12 protein-coding genes are annotated in these 15,103 nt (G+C 54.1%); 8 read left to right on the top strand and 4 right to left on the bottom strand.

The features are described from left to right. The first annotated feature begins 407 nt into the window (after positions 1-407). The 5 genes from AC3IX4_RS10300 to AC3IX4_RS10280 all read left to right on the top strand — a co-directional run bounded on the left by AC3IX4_RS10300 (position 408) and on the right by AC3IX4_RS10280 (position 4,588). The gene (locus AC3IX4_RS10300) at positions 408-1,463 is read left to right on the top strand and encodes a maleylacetate reductase (RefSeq protein ID WP_489260428.1); all 1,056 of its coding nucleotides are present in this window, start codon (positions 408-410) and stop codon (positions 1,461-1,463) included. A 50-nt stretch (positions 1,464-1,513) separates the two neighbouring features. After that, positions 1,514-2,470: a VOC family protein gene (locus tag AC3IX4_RS10295; RefSeq protein WP_489260427.1), complete on the top strand. Its 957-nt coding sequence runs from the start codon at positions 1,514-1,516 to the stop codon at positions 2,468-2,470. 14 nt (positions 2,471-2,484) lie between these two features. Beyond that, positions 2,485-3,180: an alpha/beta hydrolase gene (locus AC3IX4_RS10290; RefSeq protein ID WP_489260426.1), complete on the top strand. Its 696-nt coding sequence runs from the start codon at positions 2,485-2,487 to the stop codon at positions 3,178-3,180. Between the two features lie 108 nt (positions 3,181-3,288). Next, the gene (locus tag AC3IX4_RS10285; protein ID WP_489260425.1) at positions 3,289-4,188 is read left to right on the top strand and encodes an NAD(P)-dependent oxidoreductase; all 900 of its coding nucleotides are present in this window, start codon (positions 3,289-3,291) and stop codon (positions 4,186-4,188) included. A gap of 13 nt (positions 4,189-4,201) precedes the next feature. Then, a complete protein-coding gene (locus tag AC3IX4_RS10280; protein ID WP_150743683.1) occupies positions 4,202-4,588 on the top strand; it encodes a carboxymuconolactone decarboxylase family protein in 387 nt (128 codons plus the stop codon). A gap of 300 nt (positions 4,589-4,888) precedes the next feature. Here AC3IX4_RS10280 and AC3IX4_RS10275 read toward each other — a convergent pair. Then, positions 4,889-6,441 (bottom strand): IS3 family transposase gene (locus AC3IX4_RS10275; protein WP_489256773.1). Its coding sequence is split into 2 segments (ribosomal slippage): positions 4,889-5,979 and positions 5,979-6,441, totalling 1,554 coding nucleotides; the frame shifts between segments, so codons are not numbered across the junction. Between the two features lie 83 nt (positions 6,442-6,524). Here AC3IX4_RS10275 and AC3IX4_RS10270 point away from each other — a divergent pair. Next, the gene (locus AC3IX4_RS10270; RefSeq protein WP_489260424.1) at positions 6,525-7,229 is read left to right on the top strand and encodes an N-acyl homoserine lactonase family protein; all 705 of its coding nucleotides are present in this window, start codon (positions 6,525-6,527) and stop codon (positions 7,227-7,229) included. A 124-nt stretch (positions 7,230-7,353) separates the two neighbouring features. Next, entirely contained in the window at positions 7,354-10,119 is a 2,766-nt protein-coding gene (locus AC3IX4_RS10265; protein ID WP_489260423.1) for a winged helix-turn-helix domain-containing protein, read from the top strand. A gap of 317 nt (positions 10,120-10,436) precedes the next feature. Here the strand turns inward: AC3IX4_RS10265 and AC3IX4_RS10260 are convergent, their stop codons facing one another. From AC3IX4_RS10260 to AC3IX4_RS10250, 3 genes are all read right to left on the bottom strand, one after another. Continuing rightward, on the bottom strand, positions 10,437-11,504 hold the full coding sequence (locus AC3IX4_RS10260) for an IS630 family transposase (RefSeq protein WP_489256978.1): 1,068 nt from the start codon (positions 11,502-11,504) through the stop codon (positions 10,437-10,439). Positions 11,505-11,579: 75 nt separating this feature from the next. Further along, positions 11,580-12,596: an NADP-dependent oxidoreductase gene (locus tag AC3IX4_RS10255; protein WP_489260422.1), complete on the bottom strand. Its 1,017-nt coding sequence runs from the start codon at positions 12,594-12,596 to the stop codon at positions 11,580-11,582. 205 nt (positions 12,597-12,801) lie between these two features. Continuing rightward, a complete protein-coding gene (locus tag AC3IX4_RS10250; RefSeq protein ID WP_489260421.1) occupies positions 12,802-14,172 on the bottom strand; it encodes an FAD-dependent oxidoreductase in 1,371 nt (456 codons plus the stop codon). A 324-nt stretch (positions 14,173-14,496) separates the two neighbouring features. Here AC3IX4_RS10250 and AC3IX4_RS10245 point away from each other — a divergent pair, with 324 nt between their 5' ends. Next, a complete protein-coding gene (locus AC3IX4_RS10245) occupies positions 14,497-15,090 on the top strand; it encodes a hypothetical protein (RefSeq protein ID WP_489260420.1) in 594 nt (197 codons plus the stop codon). Positions 15,091-15,103 lie beyond the last annotated feature (13 nt).

The following is a 15,103-nucleotide window of genomic DNA, read 5'->3' as shown; positions in this document are numbered from 1 at the left end:
TCGGGCTCCTTGGGGTCGTAGCCAGCGCAGATCCTGCCTCTCGTCTGCTCTGGCAAATGGGTATTGATCTCCAGCGTATCACCTGGCTTCACACCAAGGTTAATACGCTTTCCCCCCAGATAGCCTGCAATCGGCCCTTGGTGCCGGGTTTGCCATGCAGCTGTGACTCAACGCTCGCTTCGCTATCTTTTGATAGGTGATTGCATTTTCCTGCTGCACGAATCTCCAGCCACGTTAAAAGCAATACTGGAAACGGACCGGGGGCCAAGCTTCACATTTGTGGAGCAGTGCCTCGAACTCGAGACAGTTTGACTGGGTATTGCCCTGTCATCTCCATCCTCCGGCTACGACCAGCATCGACGCTTAGCCGCGATATAAAAGGCTAAGCCTTTTCTCCGGAGAGTTGGATGCAACCTTTTGTTTTCAATGCCCTGCCCGGGCGAGTGATTTTTGGATCAGGCACTTTGAGTCAGGTTGGTGATGAAATCCGGGGCTTGGGATGTAGTCGCGCATTGCTGCTCAGTACATCTGAGCAAAAAATGGAAGTCGAGAAATTAGCCGAGCAATTGGGCGATCTTGCAGTAGGCATTTATGCCAATGCCACGATGCATACGCCTACGGATGTGACGCTTCAGGCTCTGCAAAGCTTTCGACAAACAAAGGCGGATTGTGTCGTCGCTCTGGGTGGCGGTTCCACAATTGGTCTTGCCAAAGCCATTGCGCTGCACACGGACGCGCCACAGATCGTCATTCCAACGACCTACGCCGGGTCCGAAGCCACTCCGATTATTGGACAAACTGAAAACGGCATTAAAACCACTCAGAAAACGCTGAAAGTCCTGCCAGAAGTCATTGTGTATGACGTTGATTTAACTTTGGGATTACCGGCGCAAATGTCCGTCACAAGCGGGCTCAACGCGATCGCCCACGCCGTGGAAGCGCTTTATGCGAAAGACGCCAACCCGCTGATTTCAATGCTCGCTGAACAGGGAATTGCGGCGATTGCGCGTGCTCTGCCGCGAATCATCAAAAATCCGGACGACCGCGAAGCACGTTCCGATGCTCTGTACGGAGCCTGGGCGTGCGGCGTATGCCTTGGAGCGGTAGGTATGTCGATCCATCACAAGTTGTGCCATACGCTGGGCGGTAGCTTCAGCCTCCCGCACGCTCAAACACACACCGCGGTGTTACCTCATGCCGCCGCTTACAACTTTGATGCCGCACCCGAGGCCATGGTTCGAATTGCGGCAGCGCTTGGTGTCGACTACGCACCTCGCGGACTGTTCGATCTGGCCAAAACCCTTGGGGCACCCACCAGCCTTGCGGAGATTGGCCTGGAAAAAGCGGACCTCGCAAAAGCGACCGACATTGCATGCGCGTCACCTTATTGGAATCCACGCGCCATTGAGCCGAAAGCGATTGCTGAATTGCTCGCCAACGCCTGGGCAGGTAATCGGCCCTAACCAGAACTCGCTAACTCAACTCGCTCGAGAAGAACGACAAAGGAGACGACATGGAACTGAATCCCCATATCCTGCGCCATCACCACATCACCCTTAACGTGGGTGGTGCTCAGGAAGACTACGACTTCCATACCAAAGTATTGGGATTGAAGAGTGTAAAAAAAACGGGCCTGTACGACGGTAACGATCCGATCTACCACCTCTACTACGGAAACGATATTGGCGAGGAGAGCACGCTCGTAACCTGTTTTCCGATGCGTCAATCGGGTCGAATGGGACGCCCGGGCAGTGGTCAAATCAAGACCCTGGCGCTCTCCGTTCCAGTGTCATCGCTAGCATTTTGGGCGAAGCACTTGGAAAGCCATGGTTTCAAACCAGAGTTCCAGGAACGCTTTGGCGAGAAACTGCTTCACTTCGCACACCCATGTGGAATCTGTTACGAGCTGGTGGGTATCGCTGACGATGATCGCAAACCCTACTCAAATGGTGTTGTGCCTTCAGGGTTCGGTATCCGTGGAACACATGGCATCACGGTATCTGTGCGCGACCTCGAGAACTCTTCCGAATTCATGCACTACGGGTGGAACGGGACCAAGACCCATACCGATGGACTATTCACGCGATACGAAGTGGGCAACGGCGGCAGTGGCGCGATCATCGATTACCAGGTGGAGTCGAACCTGCCGCAAGGTTCGTGGGCCTACGGCGAAGGTACCGTTCACCATTGCGCGTTCGAAGTGGCAGACCTTGACGTGCAACGTAACGTCAAGCTGCATCTAGAAGGACTCGGTTATACCGACGTCTCTGATCGCAAAGACCGCGGTTACTTTGACTCCGTTTATGTACGCACCCCAAGCGGCGCGTTGTTCGAAGCGACGGTGTCGAAGCCTGCCGGATTCACCGTTGACGAACCCTACGAGTCGCTCGGCAGTTCTATTCAGGTTCCACCGCAATTGGGCGCAAGAGCCCAAGAAATCGTCGCTTACCTCGAACCCCTGAAGTATTGAGCAAGGTGGACGAAATGAGCGCAAATCCACACTTGGCAATACCAGCCAAACGCTCGGGCCCGGCAATCGAAGATGTACGTTTCGTCGCGGTACTTATCCACGGCCGGACACAGTCCTCAAGCGATATGCAAGCCATCGCCAGCCGCCTGAATCTTGCGGGGATGCCGTGTATTGCAATAGATGCCGCGGATAACTCCTGGTATCCCAATCAATTCATGGAACCCGTGGAGAATAACCAACCGCGCCTAGACTACGCGCTTGAGCGACTTGACCACTTAGTGAGCAATCTCAACCAACGCGGTATTTCGAATGAACATGTCGCCATCGTGGGCTTCTCGCAAGGAGCATGTCTTGCTTGCGAGTACATTTTCAGGAAACAACAGCCATTCGCCGCATTGGTGGCGTTCACCGGCGGACTGGTCGGACCTGAAGATACTCAGTGGGAAACCCCTCTTTGCCTTGACAGGATGCCGGTTTTTCTCAGTAACGGAGATCAAGACCCTTGGGTCCCGCTCGATCGCACCAGACAGACGCAGGAAGTTTTCAAAGCCATGGGCGCTCATGCCGAACTCAAGGTGTACCCAGGACGTAACCATGAAGTCTCTGACGACGAAATTGCAACCGGTAGAGAATTACTGCAGCGCGCGATGCAAATAGCAGCTGCAAAGCCCCGTCCAACCCAAGCGCCAGACACTATCGCGTGGCCATGACCCCACGCGCCTGCATTTCATTCCTTTATTGCAATCCGGAGCGAGGAGAAACGTAGGCACTTCTTTCCCTGGCTGATTGCTTTAACACCGGTAATAAGAGCATTGAAAATGAACATAGGATTTATCGGACTCGGCACCATGGGAGAGCCCATGGCGACGCGCCTTGTTCAAGCAGGGTTTGCACTGACTGTATTTGATTTGAACAGCGACGCTGTAGATCGTTTGAGCGCACTCGGAGCACACCGTGCTACGTCTGCAGCAGATGTGGCAAGCAAGACTGAAATCGTGTTTGTGAGCCTGCCAACCCCCGACGTCGTTCAGGCAGTCGCCTTGGGGGCGAATGGTGTTGTCCACGGCAGCAAAGTGCGCGTCTATATTGACTTGTCGACCACAGGACCTCAGATAGCCAAGCGGGTAGCAAGTCAGCTTGCAGAACACCAGATATTGGCCCTTGATTGTCCCGTCAGCGGCGGTGCCGCAGGCGCGGCCAAGGGGACATTGGCATTAATGGTTTCGGGCCCAGCCACCGCATTCGATGAAGTAGCACCGACGCTCAATACGCTCGGCAAGGCGATTTACTGCGGGGAAGGTGCGGGGTTGGGGCAAACGATGAAACTGGTTAATAACCTGGTTTCGGTCACTGCACTGGCCGTTTCTTGCGAAGCGTTGGTGATGGGTGTGAAGGCGGGATTAGACCCCAAAGTGATGCTGGATGTCTTCAATGCCGGCAGTGGCCGTAATAGCGCCACCGTCGACAAGCTTCCTCGGGCTGTGCTTCCGCGCACGTTCGATTTCGGTTTCAGTACTGCCCTTTCGCTTAAAGATACACGGTTGTGCCTGGACGAAGCCGAAGCGATGGGCATTCCAATGCCAGTCGGCAGTGCCGTTCGCCAAATGCTCAATATGACTCGGGCCGCATACGGCGACAGTGCCGACTTTACCCGAATGGTTTGCGTGCTCGAGCAGTGGGCTGGAATAGAAGTGCCTTTGGTTTCTGAAGATCAATAATCAGGATATGACAATGAGTAATGCAATGTTTGAAAAAGGTTTTGCCAACCGAAAAGCGGTACTGGGTGCAGCTCACGTTGAAAAATCATGGGCTAACGCCGATGACTTCAACAAGCCAATGCAAGAATTGGTGACCAAATACTGCTGGGGTGAGGTATGGGGCGACGATACGTTGTCGTTCAAAACCCGTAGCATCGTGAATCTCGCCGCGTTAACCGCGATGAGCCAGCATCACGAACTGTCCGTGCACGTCAAAGGCGCCTTGACCAATGGCGTAACCAAGGAAGAAATACGTGCGGTGCTGATGCAAACCGCTATCTATTGTGGCGTCCCTCTGGCTCTGGCCGGTTTCCGCGTAGCCAGCGAAGCAATTGCAGCTTGGGAAGCGCAGAACGCCTGAGAGCTGGTGCTCCTAAGGTGCGCAGAATTCAGCGAGCACTTCCACCCAGTGCTCGCGATGACAACTATAACCATTATCCGGCTCGAGCTGGCGTCCGCGAAACGCAACCCATTCATCGCTGAAACGCGGAGCAAAACATCCAGTTCGCAGTCGAGGTCGATATGATGCTTCCACTGCCTGAATACGAAGTCTTTGCCGTACGTTACGCACAGCTCGAGCGCTCGCGCCGCGACAACTTTATGGTCCCCGACCCTCATGATGGCGGCGTTTTTCAAGGTACTTGTCGCTTCAACCGTCTAACTATGCCGCTCTTTTCTCGACCTGTTGCTCTCGATCCGGGTTCAACAACACGGTACCGATCGGCTGCCAGTTACGCGTCCGGCCTGACCACCGCTCCGGCTTTTTCTCCTTGGCTCGCTCATACAACTCATGCCGTCGGGCCAGGACCTGATGGTCCATTCCTCGATGCCGCTCGGCTGGCGTGACGAACCGGATACGGCTATGCCGGTGCTCGTGGTTATACCAGCGCATGAAATCCCTCACCCAAGCGCGTGCAGCGTCCAAGCTGGCAAAGCCATCCGGCGGCCATTGCGGGCAGTATTTCAGCGTTCTAAACAACGACTCCGAGTAGGGATTGTCGTTGCTGACCCGCGGTCGGCCCCGCGAGGGCGTGATGCCCAGGTCATACATCTTGCTCAACAGCGTCACCGATTTCATCGGCGCTCCGTTGTCCGAGTGCAGCACCAGAGGCTCGCGCAAACACTGCTCGCCGCTCACGCTGCGTTGCAGCAGCGCAGCGGCTTTCTCGCCGCTTTCCGCGTCGTAGACCTCCCAGCCCACGGCTTTGCGGCTGTAAATATCTTCGATCAAATAGAGGTAGTAATACTTTCCACGTATCGGCGACGGTAAATAGGTGATGTCCCACGACCACACCTGATTGGGCCCTTTGGCCGCATGCGTCGTCGGTGCGGCATGCCGCCTGGGGCGTTGGCTACGACCTCGGTGTTGCTGTTGACCCGCCGCCCGCAAGACGCGATAAAACGTCGCCTCCGACGCCAGATAACGCCCTTGATCGGCCAGGCGCGGCACGATCTGACTCGGCGGTAGATGGGCGTACTCAGAGCTGTTGCACAGCGTCACAATCACCTGTCGCTCGCCCTCGCTCAGTGCGTTACAGGGCGTTGGCCGCACGACCGTCGTTCGAGCATCGGCCTGAACGACTTCAGTTTCGGTCCAGCGTTGCAGGGTTCGCGGCGATAAACCGACCTCCTGGCAGGCCCGGATTTTTCTGGCTCCCGCCATGACCGCTTCACTCAGCCAGTCAACGAACAACTGCCGTTGCGGCAAAGACGTCAGTTGTCCTCGTTGTCGGTCCCCCAGTAGTCGTTGAGCTTTTTTCGCAGCACCAACAACGCGGCTGTTTCAGCGAGCGCCTTATCTTTGCGGCGCAGTTCTCGCTCAAGCTCCTGGATACGCTTCTTATCCTTGCGCGACTGCTCTCGATCCTCTTTTTGCAGGGCTTTATCCGACTTCTGGCCGGTAATGAAGGCTTGTCGCCACGCGCTGATTTGCTCGGGGTAAAGGCCTTTGCGCCGGCAATACTCGCCCAGGTCGATCTCGGACAAGCTGGCGGTTTCAAGGACGACAGCAAACTTGGTTTCGGCTGACCAGTTCTCGGTCAACGGCTTGTTTTCGGACACTGCATTTCCTTCAGAACTGAGCTGCTTGCGCCAGTTGGACAAAGACATTTCGCTGACCCCTTCGCGCCGAGAAACCTCGGCCATCGACAGGCTCAGTGGGGGAAGCAGCATCTTGAGCAATGCGGCTCTGCGTTCAGGTGAATAATACGGCACGACCAGTCTCTTTCCGCCCCCGATATGCTTTTTTAGGAAAAATCGGAGAGGCGACAACTATCCTGACACCGGGGGATGGTCCGATGCCGATGGATTATTTCGTGTGGTTGATTCGAGGAAAATCCGAACATTTCCTGGTGGACACAGGCTTCAATCAAGCTGCTGCAGATGCTCGCGGGCGAACGTTACTACGCTGCCCGATCCAAGCGTTGCAGGTTCTCGGTTTATCTCCCGAAGACATACGGGAAGTCATTCTTACCCACATGCATTACGATCATGCCGGCAACGTGGATCTGCTGCCGAACGCCCGGTTCCATCTCCAAGAATCAGAGCTGCAGTATGCGACCGGCCGCTACATGCGCTACACCCCCCTGCGCCACCCCTTTAATGTGAATGATGTGATTAACATCGTTCGCGGCGTCTACCAGCAGCGCGTCGTCTTCCATCAGGGGAGTACAGTGCTGGCTCCCGGTGTTGAGTTGATCCACATTGGGGGTCATACACAAGGTCTGCAGGCCGTGCGGGTACATACAGCGCGCGGTTGGGTGGTCTTGGCATCGGACGCAAGTCACTACTACGATAATTTGATCGAAGAGTCGCCGTTCCCTGTAGTCTTCCACGTAGGCGACATGCTGGATGGCTATCAAAAGATATTATCCTTGGCAGACTCACCGGATCACGTGATCCCGGGGCACGACCCGATGGTCCGCACGTACTTCCCCTTCGAGGGCGACCCAATGAACGACATCGTTGCATTACACGAAGTACCTCAAATCGAGCGGCGCTGAAGGCCGCAGGACAGTGTGAGCTTGCTAGGATCGGGGCGCTGCATGGTCTCAAGGACACCGTATTCAGATCATTTTTACAAGAGGTCGAATACATCGACCCGTACTTTTTGGAGGCGTGCTGCGAATGCGCAGTGATAACCATAAGTTCCTTCGGGAACCCCAGGATACTTTTAACGTAGCGCTGCTCAGCTCGAAGCTGCATCCTCCCAGTTTCGCTCAGCTTATTCCGCGTCCGCGCCTCCAGAACCGCTTGATAGAAGCTATCGACACCCCGCTCATCCTGCTGCAATCCCCGCCAGGTTATGGCAAGACTTGCTTACTCGCGCAGTACTGCGAAAACTTGCGCGAGCAGGGTAAACGTGTTGCCTGGTTAGCCATCGATAGCTCCGAGAGTGACCTCTCGGTTTTCACCGCGTATCTCAAAGCCATGATTGAGCTCGCAGGCCAACCTCGAGCCCGATTAGGGCAGCTCACCAGGGTCGGCCACACGGGACTGACGGATTCTCTCAACGCTCTCCTTGCCCTACTAGACGGGCATCTGGATACACCGCTCTATCTGATTTTCGATGATGTTCATAACCTGGCTGGCAGTGATTCCGTCCGGGTCCTTTCTATGTTGATTGAGAGGGCACCCGCAAATCTCCATTTTGCTCTAAGTTTCCGCGGTGAACCCTGCCTGTCAGTAGCCCGACTTCGAATGCACGGCAAGGTATTTGACCTTGGCGTTCGGGATCTCTGCTTAACAGATACTGAAACTAGCGCTCTGCTGGAGATGCATGGCGTTCAAGGGATCGATCAGCGCCAACTCCATACGTTGGGCAGACGGCTTGAGGGGTGGACCGGCGGGCTCGTCTTGAGTGCAATCCAGCTCCGCCGCGATCCGGAGTTGATTCAAAATCTCACGCACTTCTCTGGTGACAGGCGACAATTTGCCGATTTTTTTCTTCAGGATGTATTCAATCGACAACCAGAAGTCATCCAAACGTTTCTCCTGCGGACATCCGTGGTGGACCGGCTATGCGCACCACTCTGCCACCTGCTGACAGGCATGGAGCACTGCCAAGACCTTCTACGCGAATGCGAAGGACTTGGCCTGTTTCTGATTCCAATAGACGACCAACAGTTCTGGTATCGCTATCACCCGCTGTTTGCTGAGTTCTTGAGAAAAGAATTGCGTGAACAAGACGGCGAGTTGCTCCTTTCCCTACACGCACGTGCCAGCGATTGGTTTTCAGAGCAAGGTGATCCTCTGGAAGCATTTAATCAGGCCTTCGCGGCAAAAGAGATGCACCGAGCAGCAGAAATCATGGACACACATTGCCAGGACATATTCGCGACTCAAGAATACGCCTGGCAAATGGTGGAGAAACTTCCAAAAGAGATCATTGGACGTTTTCCGTACATTCTTCTCGCGCAGGTTTGGCAGCTTGAAATGCTCTGGCAATTTGAGACATGCGCCGATCTGATGGAGAAGGCCCGTCAGCGTATACAACAGTTAGAGCACGATAAATTACTGCCGGAAGAGAAGCTTCATTCTCTCAGGCATTTGCTTCAACACCGTGAGTTGATGCTGGCACTAATGGGTGACGACCTGTCCACGGTGCAGGTACGTGCTCAGGCCTTGCTTGAGACTTACAATGATGCACATCCCGTGGTACGGGCTAGCCTTTACACAGCGCTGATCAGCGCTCAGCGGGAACACTACAAACTTAGCGATGTTGAGCGTTTAAATGCTCTCGCTACTGAGCATCTCAAGCGCTTGCCCAATGACTTGGGCCAGGTGTTCCACAACGCGGTTGTCGGCCCTTCACGACTAATGGTCGGTCGGACACATGCCGCCGTACAAGCGCTCAGTAGCGCTCTAAAGTCGGCAGAACACCTCGCAGGCAAGAGTTCACCTCTGGCAGCGATGGTGGCCGTTCTCCTGGCCAAAGTTCATTATGAACGCGATGAATTGGAGCAGTCGGTTAAACTGCTTGACCGCTACCTTCCTCAAGCGACTTTTATCGGCTTTGTGGATCAAGCCATCGCTGGCTGGCTGACCCGAGCTCGCCTTCTAATGATCGAAGGCAATCAAGCAGCCGCATTTTCCACGCTCGATGAGGCGGATGTTTTCGCGACCGAGCATAACTTCGAACGCCTTCGTTTGTTCGCCTTGGCCGAGCGCCTGAAGTGGTTACTCCGCAGGGGTAATACCGACGAAGTGATCCGCCTCGGCCGGCGCAATGGCCTGCGGTGTCCTGTCAATGATGTCTCTCCCACCAGCCGAGCTAAAACTCGCGATGAAGCACGCGCTATGGCATGGATCAGAGTCGCACAGGCTGACGATCGGTTGCCAGAGGCATTGAATCTGGCAAAGCTGTGGCACCGATATCTTGAAAATGTTGACGCCGTACGGAACATGATTCGGTGGGGTCTGTTAATCACGCATTTATCGGTGCTTTCCGGAGACCATCGGGCAGCTCAGCGCATGTTGCGCCGGACAATGCTGCAAGCGGCCCCTTGCGGCTTCATCCGCGTATTCCTTGATGAAGGACCGTGGCTAGAAAGCCTATTGCGGGAACAATTGAAAAACGCAGTCCTCAGTGAAGAGCTTGCCGACGCTTTCGCGACCGATTTGCTGAATCGTATGCAAGGATCCGAGGGTGTAGCTGCCAAGCCGAGCCTGGACACCAGTGAACCGTCTCCCATCCTAGGTGCTTTGAACAGCCGCGAAATCGATATCCTTGAAATGGTCGCAATGGGCCTGCTCAACAGGGAGATCGGTGTCAAATTGGGGATGACCGAAGGCTCAGTGAAATGGTACCTGCAGCAGATATTCGACAAGATTGGTGTCCGTCGTCGTACGCAGGCAGCGGATCGGGCTCGCCAGCTCGGGATCTTGCGTTGAGTGCAATGTAAACAGATGTCGACGAACAGAGCGAGGTCATAGAGGCATTCGTCATGCAAAATAAATACTTTAGGCCACGACGGATCGGAGAAACCTCTATCAGGAGCGCAGGGTAAAGCACAGTCATGCCGCCGAGCTTCCAGGCGATGGATACGGCCGGCGATAGACTGATGAACCAACTGAAAGGGTGAGCAGAGAGTCCGCGACACTTCCTATGTCGCGACCTAACTCTCTGCCTAAGAAGATTTAATATATCTTGGCGCTGCTGCAAGACTAATTACATTGTTCTAGTGTGCTGTCTTCGAAATAATTTATCCCTATGGTACGACCTCAAGTGCCTCGCGAGCTCGTTGGATTTTGCTCAAAATCTCCTCGCCTTTCGCGTTCCAAACGTACCGGGTCGGCTGAGCATTTCTTAGTGCCATGAACGTTGTTATCGAGGATTCCAACTCGCGCACCGAGGCAAAGCTACCGTCTCGTAGATACACCGTGATGTCTCGGAAAAATCGTTCGACCATGTTCATCCAAGAGCTGGACGTCGGTGTGAAGTGCATATGGAAACGCGGGTGCTTCGCCAGCCAGGTTTTCACGGCGGCGTGCTTGTGCGTCGCATAGTTATCGACGATCAGGTGAAGCTGGAGATTCTTGGGGGTCTGCTTGTTGATCTTCTTGAGGAAGGACAACCACTCTTGATGACGGTGTTGACGTTCGATGCTGCTGATCAATTTTCCCTGCAGATAATCCAGCGCAGCGAATAATGTAACCGTGCCGTGGCGGGTGTAATCATGTGATTTCGTCTGGATGTGGCCGATGCCCAGAGGCAACCCAGGCTGCGTGCGTTCCAAGGCCTGCACCTGGCTTTTTTCGTCGCAACACAGCACCAATGCCTTGTCCGGCGGGGCCAGGTAAAGGCCGATAACATCCCAGAATTTCTGTTCGAACTGCGGATCGTTTGAGAGCTTGAAGGTGCGAGTCAGATGAGGCTTCAAGTCATTGGCAGCCCATAACTTATGGACCGTACTCGAAGAAATCCCGACCGCTCTCGCCATACTCCTGCAGCTCCATCGCGACTCGCCAATGCGAGGTTTCGTGACCTGCTCCAAGACGCGGCGGACAGTATCGGCAGGCAGCGACGACTTGCGTCCACGACCTGGTTTATCAATCAATCCGTCGAGCCGGAGCAACTGAAAGCGTTGGCACCAGTTGGTGACTGTCGGGAGAGAAAACCCAGTCAGTCGTGCAATCTCTTCCCGCGTTTCGCCCTGTGCTGCAAGCAGCACAATGCGTGCTCTACGACCTTCACGCTGGGGAATGGTGGCGGAGCGAACGCGCCGGTTCAGTTCGGCCTTTTCTTCGGAGCTAAGCGTAATGTCCAGTGCGCTCACCTGAAGCTCTCCAAGGGGGAAATGACACCTGAAGTGTAGGTGAAAAATTAGAAAAGCTATTTCGCAGACAGCACACTAGAGTGATGCGACCTTTACCATCAGTTTGCCGTCATTACTGCCTCGAAGAACGTGTCTTAAAGCCTCTGGCGCCATTTCAAGTCCATCCACTACGTGCGCGCGATGCTGAATTTTCCGTTGCTTATAATGGCGTGCAAGGATTTCGTCAAACTCCGCCAGTCGTGATGAAAAATCTGGGACGACGAATCCACGAATGGTAGCTCGCCTGAATAATACCTGTGGAAAATTGACGCAACCATACGCTTTATTTGAAGAAGCCAGGTCATATTGCGACATAGCCCCGCATACTGCAATTCGACAACCTACTGCCATATTCGAAAGCACGGCGTCTAAAATAGACCCTCCGACGTTATCAAAGTACACATTGATGCCGTCGGGGCAAAGGTGCGCTAACGCGGCTGCTACATCTTCTGATTTGTAATCGATCGCCGCATCCAGACCGAACTCGTTTATCAAAAGTCGGCATTTTTCTGGGCCGCCGGCTATTCCAATGACCCGATTGCCATGAGCTTTAGCCAACTGCGCTGCGAGTGATCCGGTGGCACCGGCAGCGCCTGATACCACTACCACATCATTCGGACCAATCTGGCCGATCTCAAACAGACCAATTGCAGCCGCGCGGCCGACATGCGAAAAAATTGATAGGTGCGCCTCCAATGGAATATCCGGGTCTTGTTCGAATCGTTCGATGAGCATCGGTTGCGCGATGGAGTAACGCTCCCAGCCCCACATACCTTTCACCATGTCACCCCGTGCGAAATGCGGAGAGCGCGATTCCTCAACGATCCCAACAGCCTGACCTATCATTACACTCCCTATCGCAAGTGGAAGGTAGCTGGAACTTTTCTCTAGCTTTAGCCAATTGCGGCTTGTGGGATCTAAGGAAATTAACAGCGTCTTGACCAAGATTTCGCCTTCATTCGGCCTAGCTAGGGCTCGCCTCTCCAAGCGTAAGCAATCTGGGCTGTACTCACCTAATGAAGGTCGATCGATGATCCAAGCTTCGTTTTCCATATTTCTTCCTTTTGTTTTGTGCTTCAAACTCAGACAAGACTAAAGTACTGCTCAACTGCGTTGCTCAGTGAATGAAAGCATTAGCAACACCGACTGGCTAGGGATCACCTATCCAACGATAGTCATATGGCTGAGGGCCATGATTCGCTAGTTTCGAAGGGCATTTCCTAATGCTGGCGTAATGCAGCCGTCTGATATCAGGACATTAGCCTTCTCTGGGGAGGACGACACCACCATGTGCACCTAGCGTAGGCGTCGTTCCAGCTTCGTCAGCTTTCAGATAAACCTCTTTCCAATCTATCCGATAGTCACGCCCCGAAAGATTGAAGATCGATGTCATCGCTTTACGGCGCATATCACGGTCATTCATCAAGGCGAAGAAATTGTCTTCATCCTCTTGACGTTTGACCGGATTTTTCTCCTGTGTCCGACGCTTGAATTCAATGGCTGAGGGGTTGGCGATCTCCAGGAAACAGCGGCGGCGCTCGTAGGCGTACCAATCCAGCGCATCTTCGTCATACTTTCCATTGATGACCCCGCCAAGGCATTTGATCAGCATATTGGCGTCTTGAATTCCACTGGTGAACCCCAAGCCGCCAATAGGATTGGTAGCGTGGGCGGCATCACCCGCAAGCAATACGCGACCTTGGCGATAAGTACTGGCGCAGCGTTGATGCACACGGTACGAATTAGCCATCAACAGTTCGTACGGTTGCTCCGGGTCTGGGAGGAATTGCTTGATTCGCTCAGGGATCCGAGCAAGACGCTCCTCCTCGGACAGATCGTCCGCCTCACCGTATGCAATTCGCCACTGGTGGTTATTGTCGATTTTGGCAATTACCGCCCAATTATCTCCGTTCGCAAGCATGGTAGAAGGTGCATAGCCATGCTTATCAAAGTCATAGATGACATTTGTGGCCATGAAAACTTCATCATAGGTGAATCCCTCAAACGCAATATCCAGATCTTTCCGGACACTCGAACGGGCTCCATCCGCGCCAATCAACCAGTCTGCTTCAAGCGTACGAGGCCCTTCGGCGGTCAGGACAGAAACCAACACCTGCTCGTCATTTTCCTGCACAGTATCGAAGACCACATCCCATAACAGCTCAGTGCCAGGCAGTTTCAGAAACTCTTCCAAAACGATCTCAGCCAGCAAATCCTGCCCAAAATGCAAATTATAGGCGTAAGGCGTGAGGTCTTCGACATCGCGAAAATTAAGGCGGCCAACATTGCCCGTCATCGCAAAGTGCAGATTGTATTCGTATCCCCACGCCGCGACTTTCTGTGCCGCCTCCAGCAAACCAAGCTCATCCAGCACCTTCAACGTAGATGACAAATACACCATCGCCCGAGGCCAACGTAGGATTTCTTGCTCTCGGTCAATAATGGTGACCTGCGCGCCCTGACGCGCCAGTCCCAGCGCCGTGATTAAACCTGTCGGTCCTGCGCCGACGACAATTACTCGTTTACCCGTAGCCATCTGTAACTCCAGTTCGTTGTTCTTGTAGGCAGCGCAGAGCAGTCTGTGAGTGAGACCGCGCAACCGAGACTGTTCGCGCGACGCAATCTGCATTTACTACCGAACGGCTTACTTGATGACCTACCCAAAGATAGATTTGGGACACAGAGCAATTGCGAGTTTCGGGACAAGCGCACTTCGCTATCCTTCGATAGGTGTAGCTCACGCGAGCTTCATCAAAATCAGTGCTTCTGGACTACTGCATACGTCTGCCTAGCTGCAGAAACGCAGTGGGCGATAACAACAATCAGAAGCGCAGGACCTCATGACTAATTCCGATTCTTCTTGCTGCCCACTCAATGCAAGTGACAGCGACGGACCTCAGGTATTCCTGCCTAAGCGAATCCGCACTGTAGCTATCGTTAAATGGCAAACCGAATGAACCGCCGCGACTTTTTGAAGGTTGGGCTCACCAGCGGCGTGGTTGCCGGTTTCAACTCCAAAGCGATTGCAGCCAGCCTGGAAGCTCTGGCGCTGCGCCAACCCGATTTGGTGATCGCTGATAACCGGTTCGAGGCTAGCCGTCGATTTGGTGGTGAGGCCGCACGCCATGGCCTGCCTTCCCACATGATCGATGGCGATATTACCGACCTCTGGTTCGAAACACTGGACCCTCAGTGGCGTAGGCATCCCACGATTATTGCGGGTATGACAGCCCCCCAACCCCTCTTTTGCCTGGAGCGCCTTGCTCATGACCGCGGCATGAGAGTTGTGCTGCGCATCACACATGAAGCTTTGCCAAACAATTTGGTGAGCCATCATGTTGAAGCCACAGAGCATTTGCTTCAGCCGCTAAGTCAGCTTCTCGAGGGAGCTGATTGGAGCGAGCGTATGGCCAGGTTGACCGGCGTCTGCTCGTGGGGTGGTACTCCTGGCCCGTGCCGCTCGCACCGAATTATTTCAGGGACTGCCGACGCCAGTTTACTTGGCAGTCCTCTCGTTAGCTGGGTTATAGCCCCACTTATCAGCTGACACATCACAGTTC

The sequence above is a fragment of the Pseudomonas sp. KH_021 genome, assembly GCF_057838865.1.
This window is presented reverse-complemented; position numbering and strand designations above follow the sequence as displayed.

Bases quoted from the DNA above. Each gene is read 5' to 3' on its own strand.
- AC3IX4_RS10300 (WP_489260428.1), top strand. From the start codon at position 408: ATGCAACCTTTTGTTTTCAATGCCCTGCCCGGGCGAGTGATTTTTGGA.
- AC3IX4_RS10250 (WP_489260421.1), bottom strand. From the start codon at position 14,172: ATGCAGATTGCGTCGCGCGAACAGTCTCGGTTGCGCGGTCTCACTCAC.
- AC3IX4_RS10295 (WP_489260427.1), top strand. From the start codon at position 1,514: ATGGAACTGAATCCCCATATCCTGCGCCATCACCACATCACCCTTAAC.
- AC3IX4_RS10280 (WP_150743683.1), top strand. From the start codon at position 4,202: ATGAGTAATGCAATGTTTGAAAAAGGTTTTGCCAACCGAAAAGCGGTA.
- AC3IX4_RS10245 (WP_489260420.1), top strand. From the start codon at position 14,497: ATGAACCGCCGCGACTTTTTGAAGGTTGGGCTCACCAGCGGCGTGGTT.
- AC3IX4_RS10290 (WP_489260426.1), top strand. From the start codon at position 2,485: ATGAGCGCAAATCCACACTTGGCAATACCAGCCAAACGCTCGGGCCCG.
- AC3IX4_RS10285 (WP_489260425.1), top strand. From the start codon at position 3,289: ATGAACATAGGATTTATCGGACTCGGCACCATGGGAGAGCCCATGGCG.
- AC3IX4_RS10265 (WP_489260423.1), top strand. From the start codon at position 7,354: ATGCGCAGTGATAACCATAAGTTCCTTCGGGAACCCCAGGATACTTTT.
- AC3IX4_RS10270 (WP_489260424.1), top strand. From the start codon at position 6,525: ATGCCGATGGATTATTTCGTGTGGTTGATTCGAGGAAAATCCGAACAT.
- AC3IX4_RS10255 (WP_489260422.1), bottom strand. From the start codon at position 12,596: ATGGAAAACGAAGCTTGGATCATCGATCGACCTTCATTAGGTGAGTAC.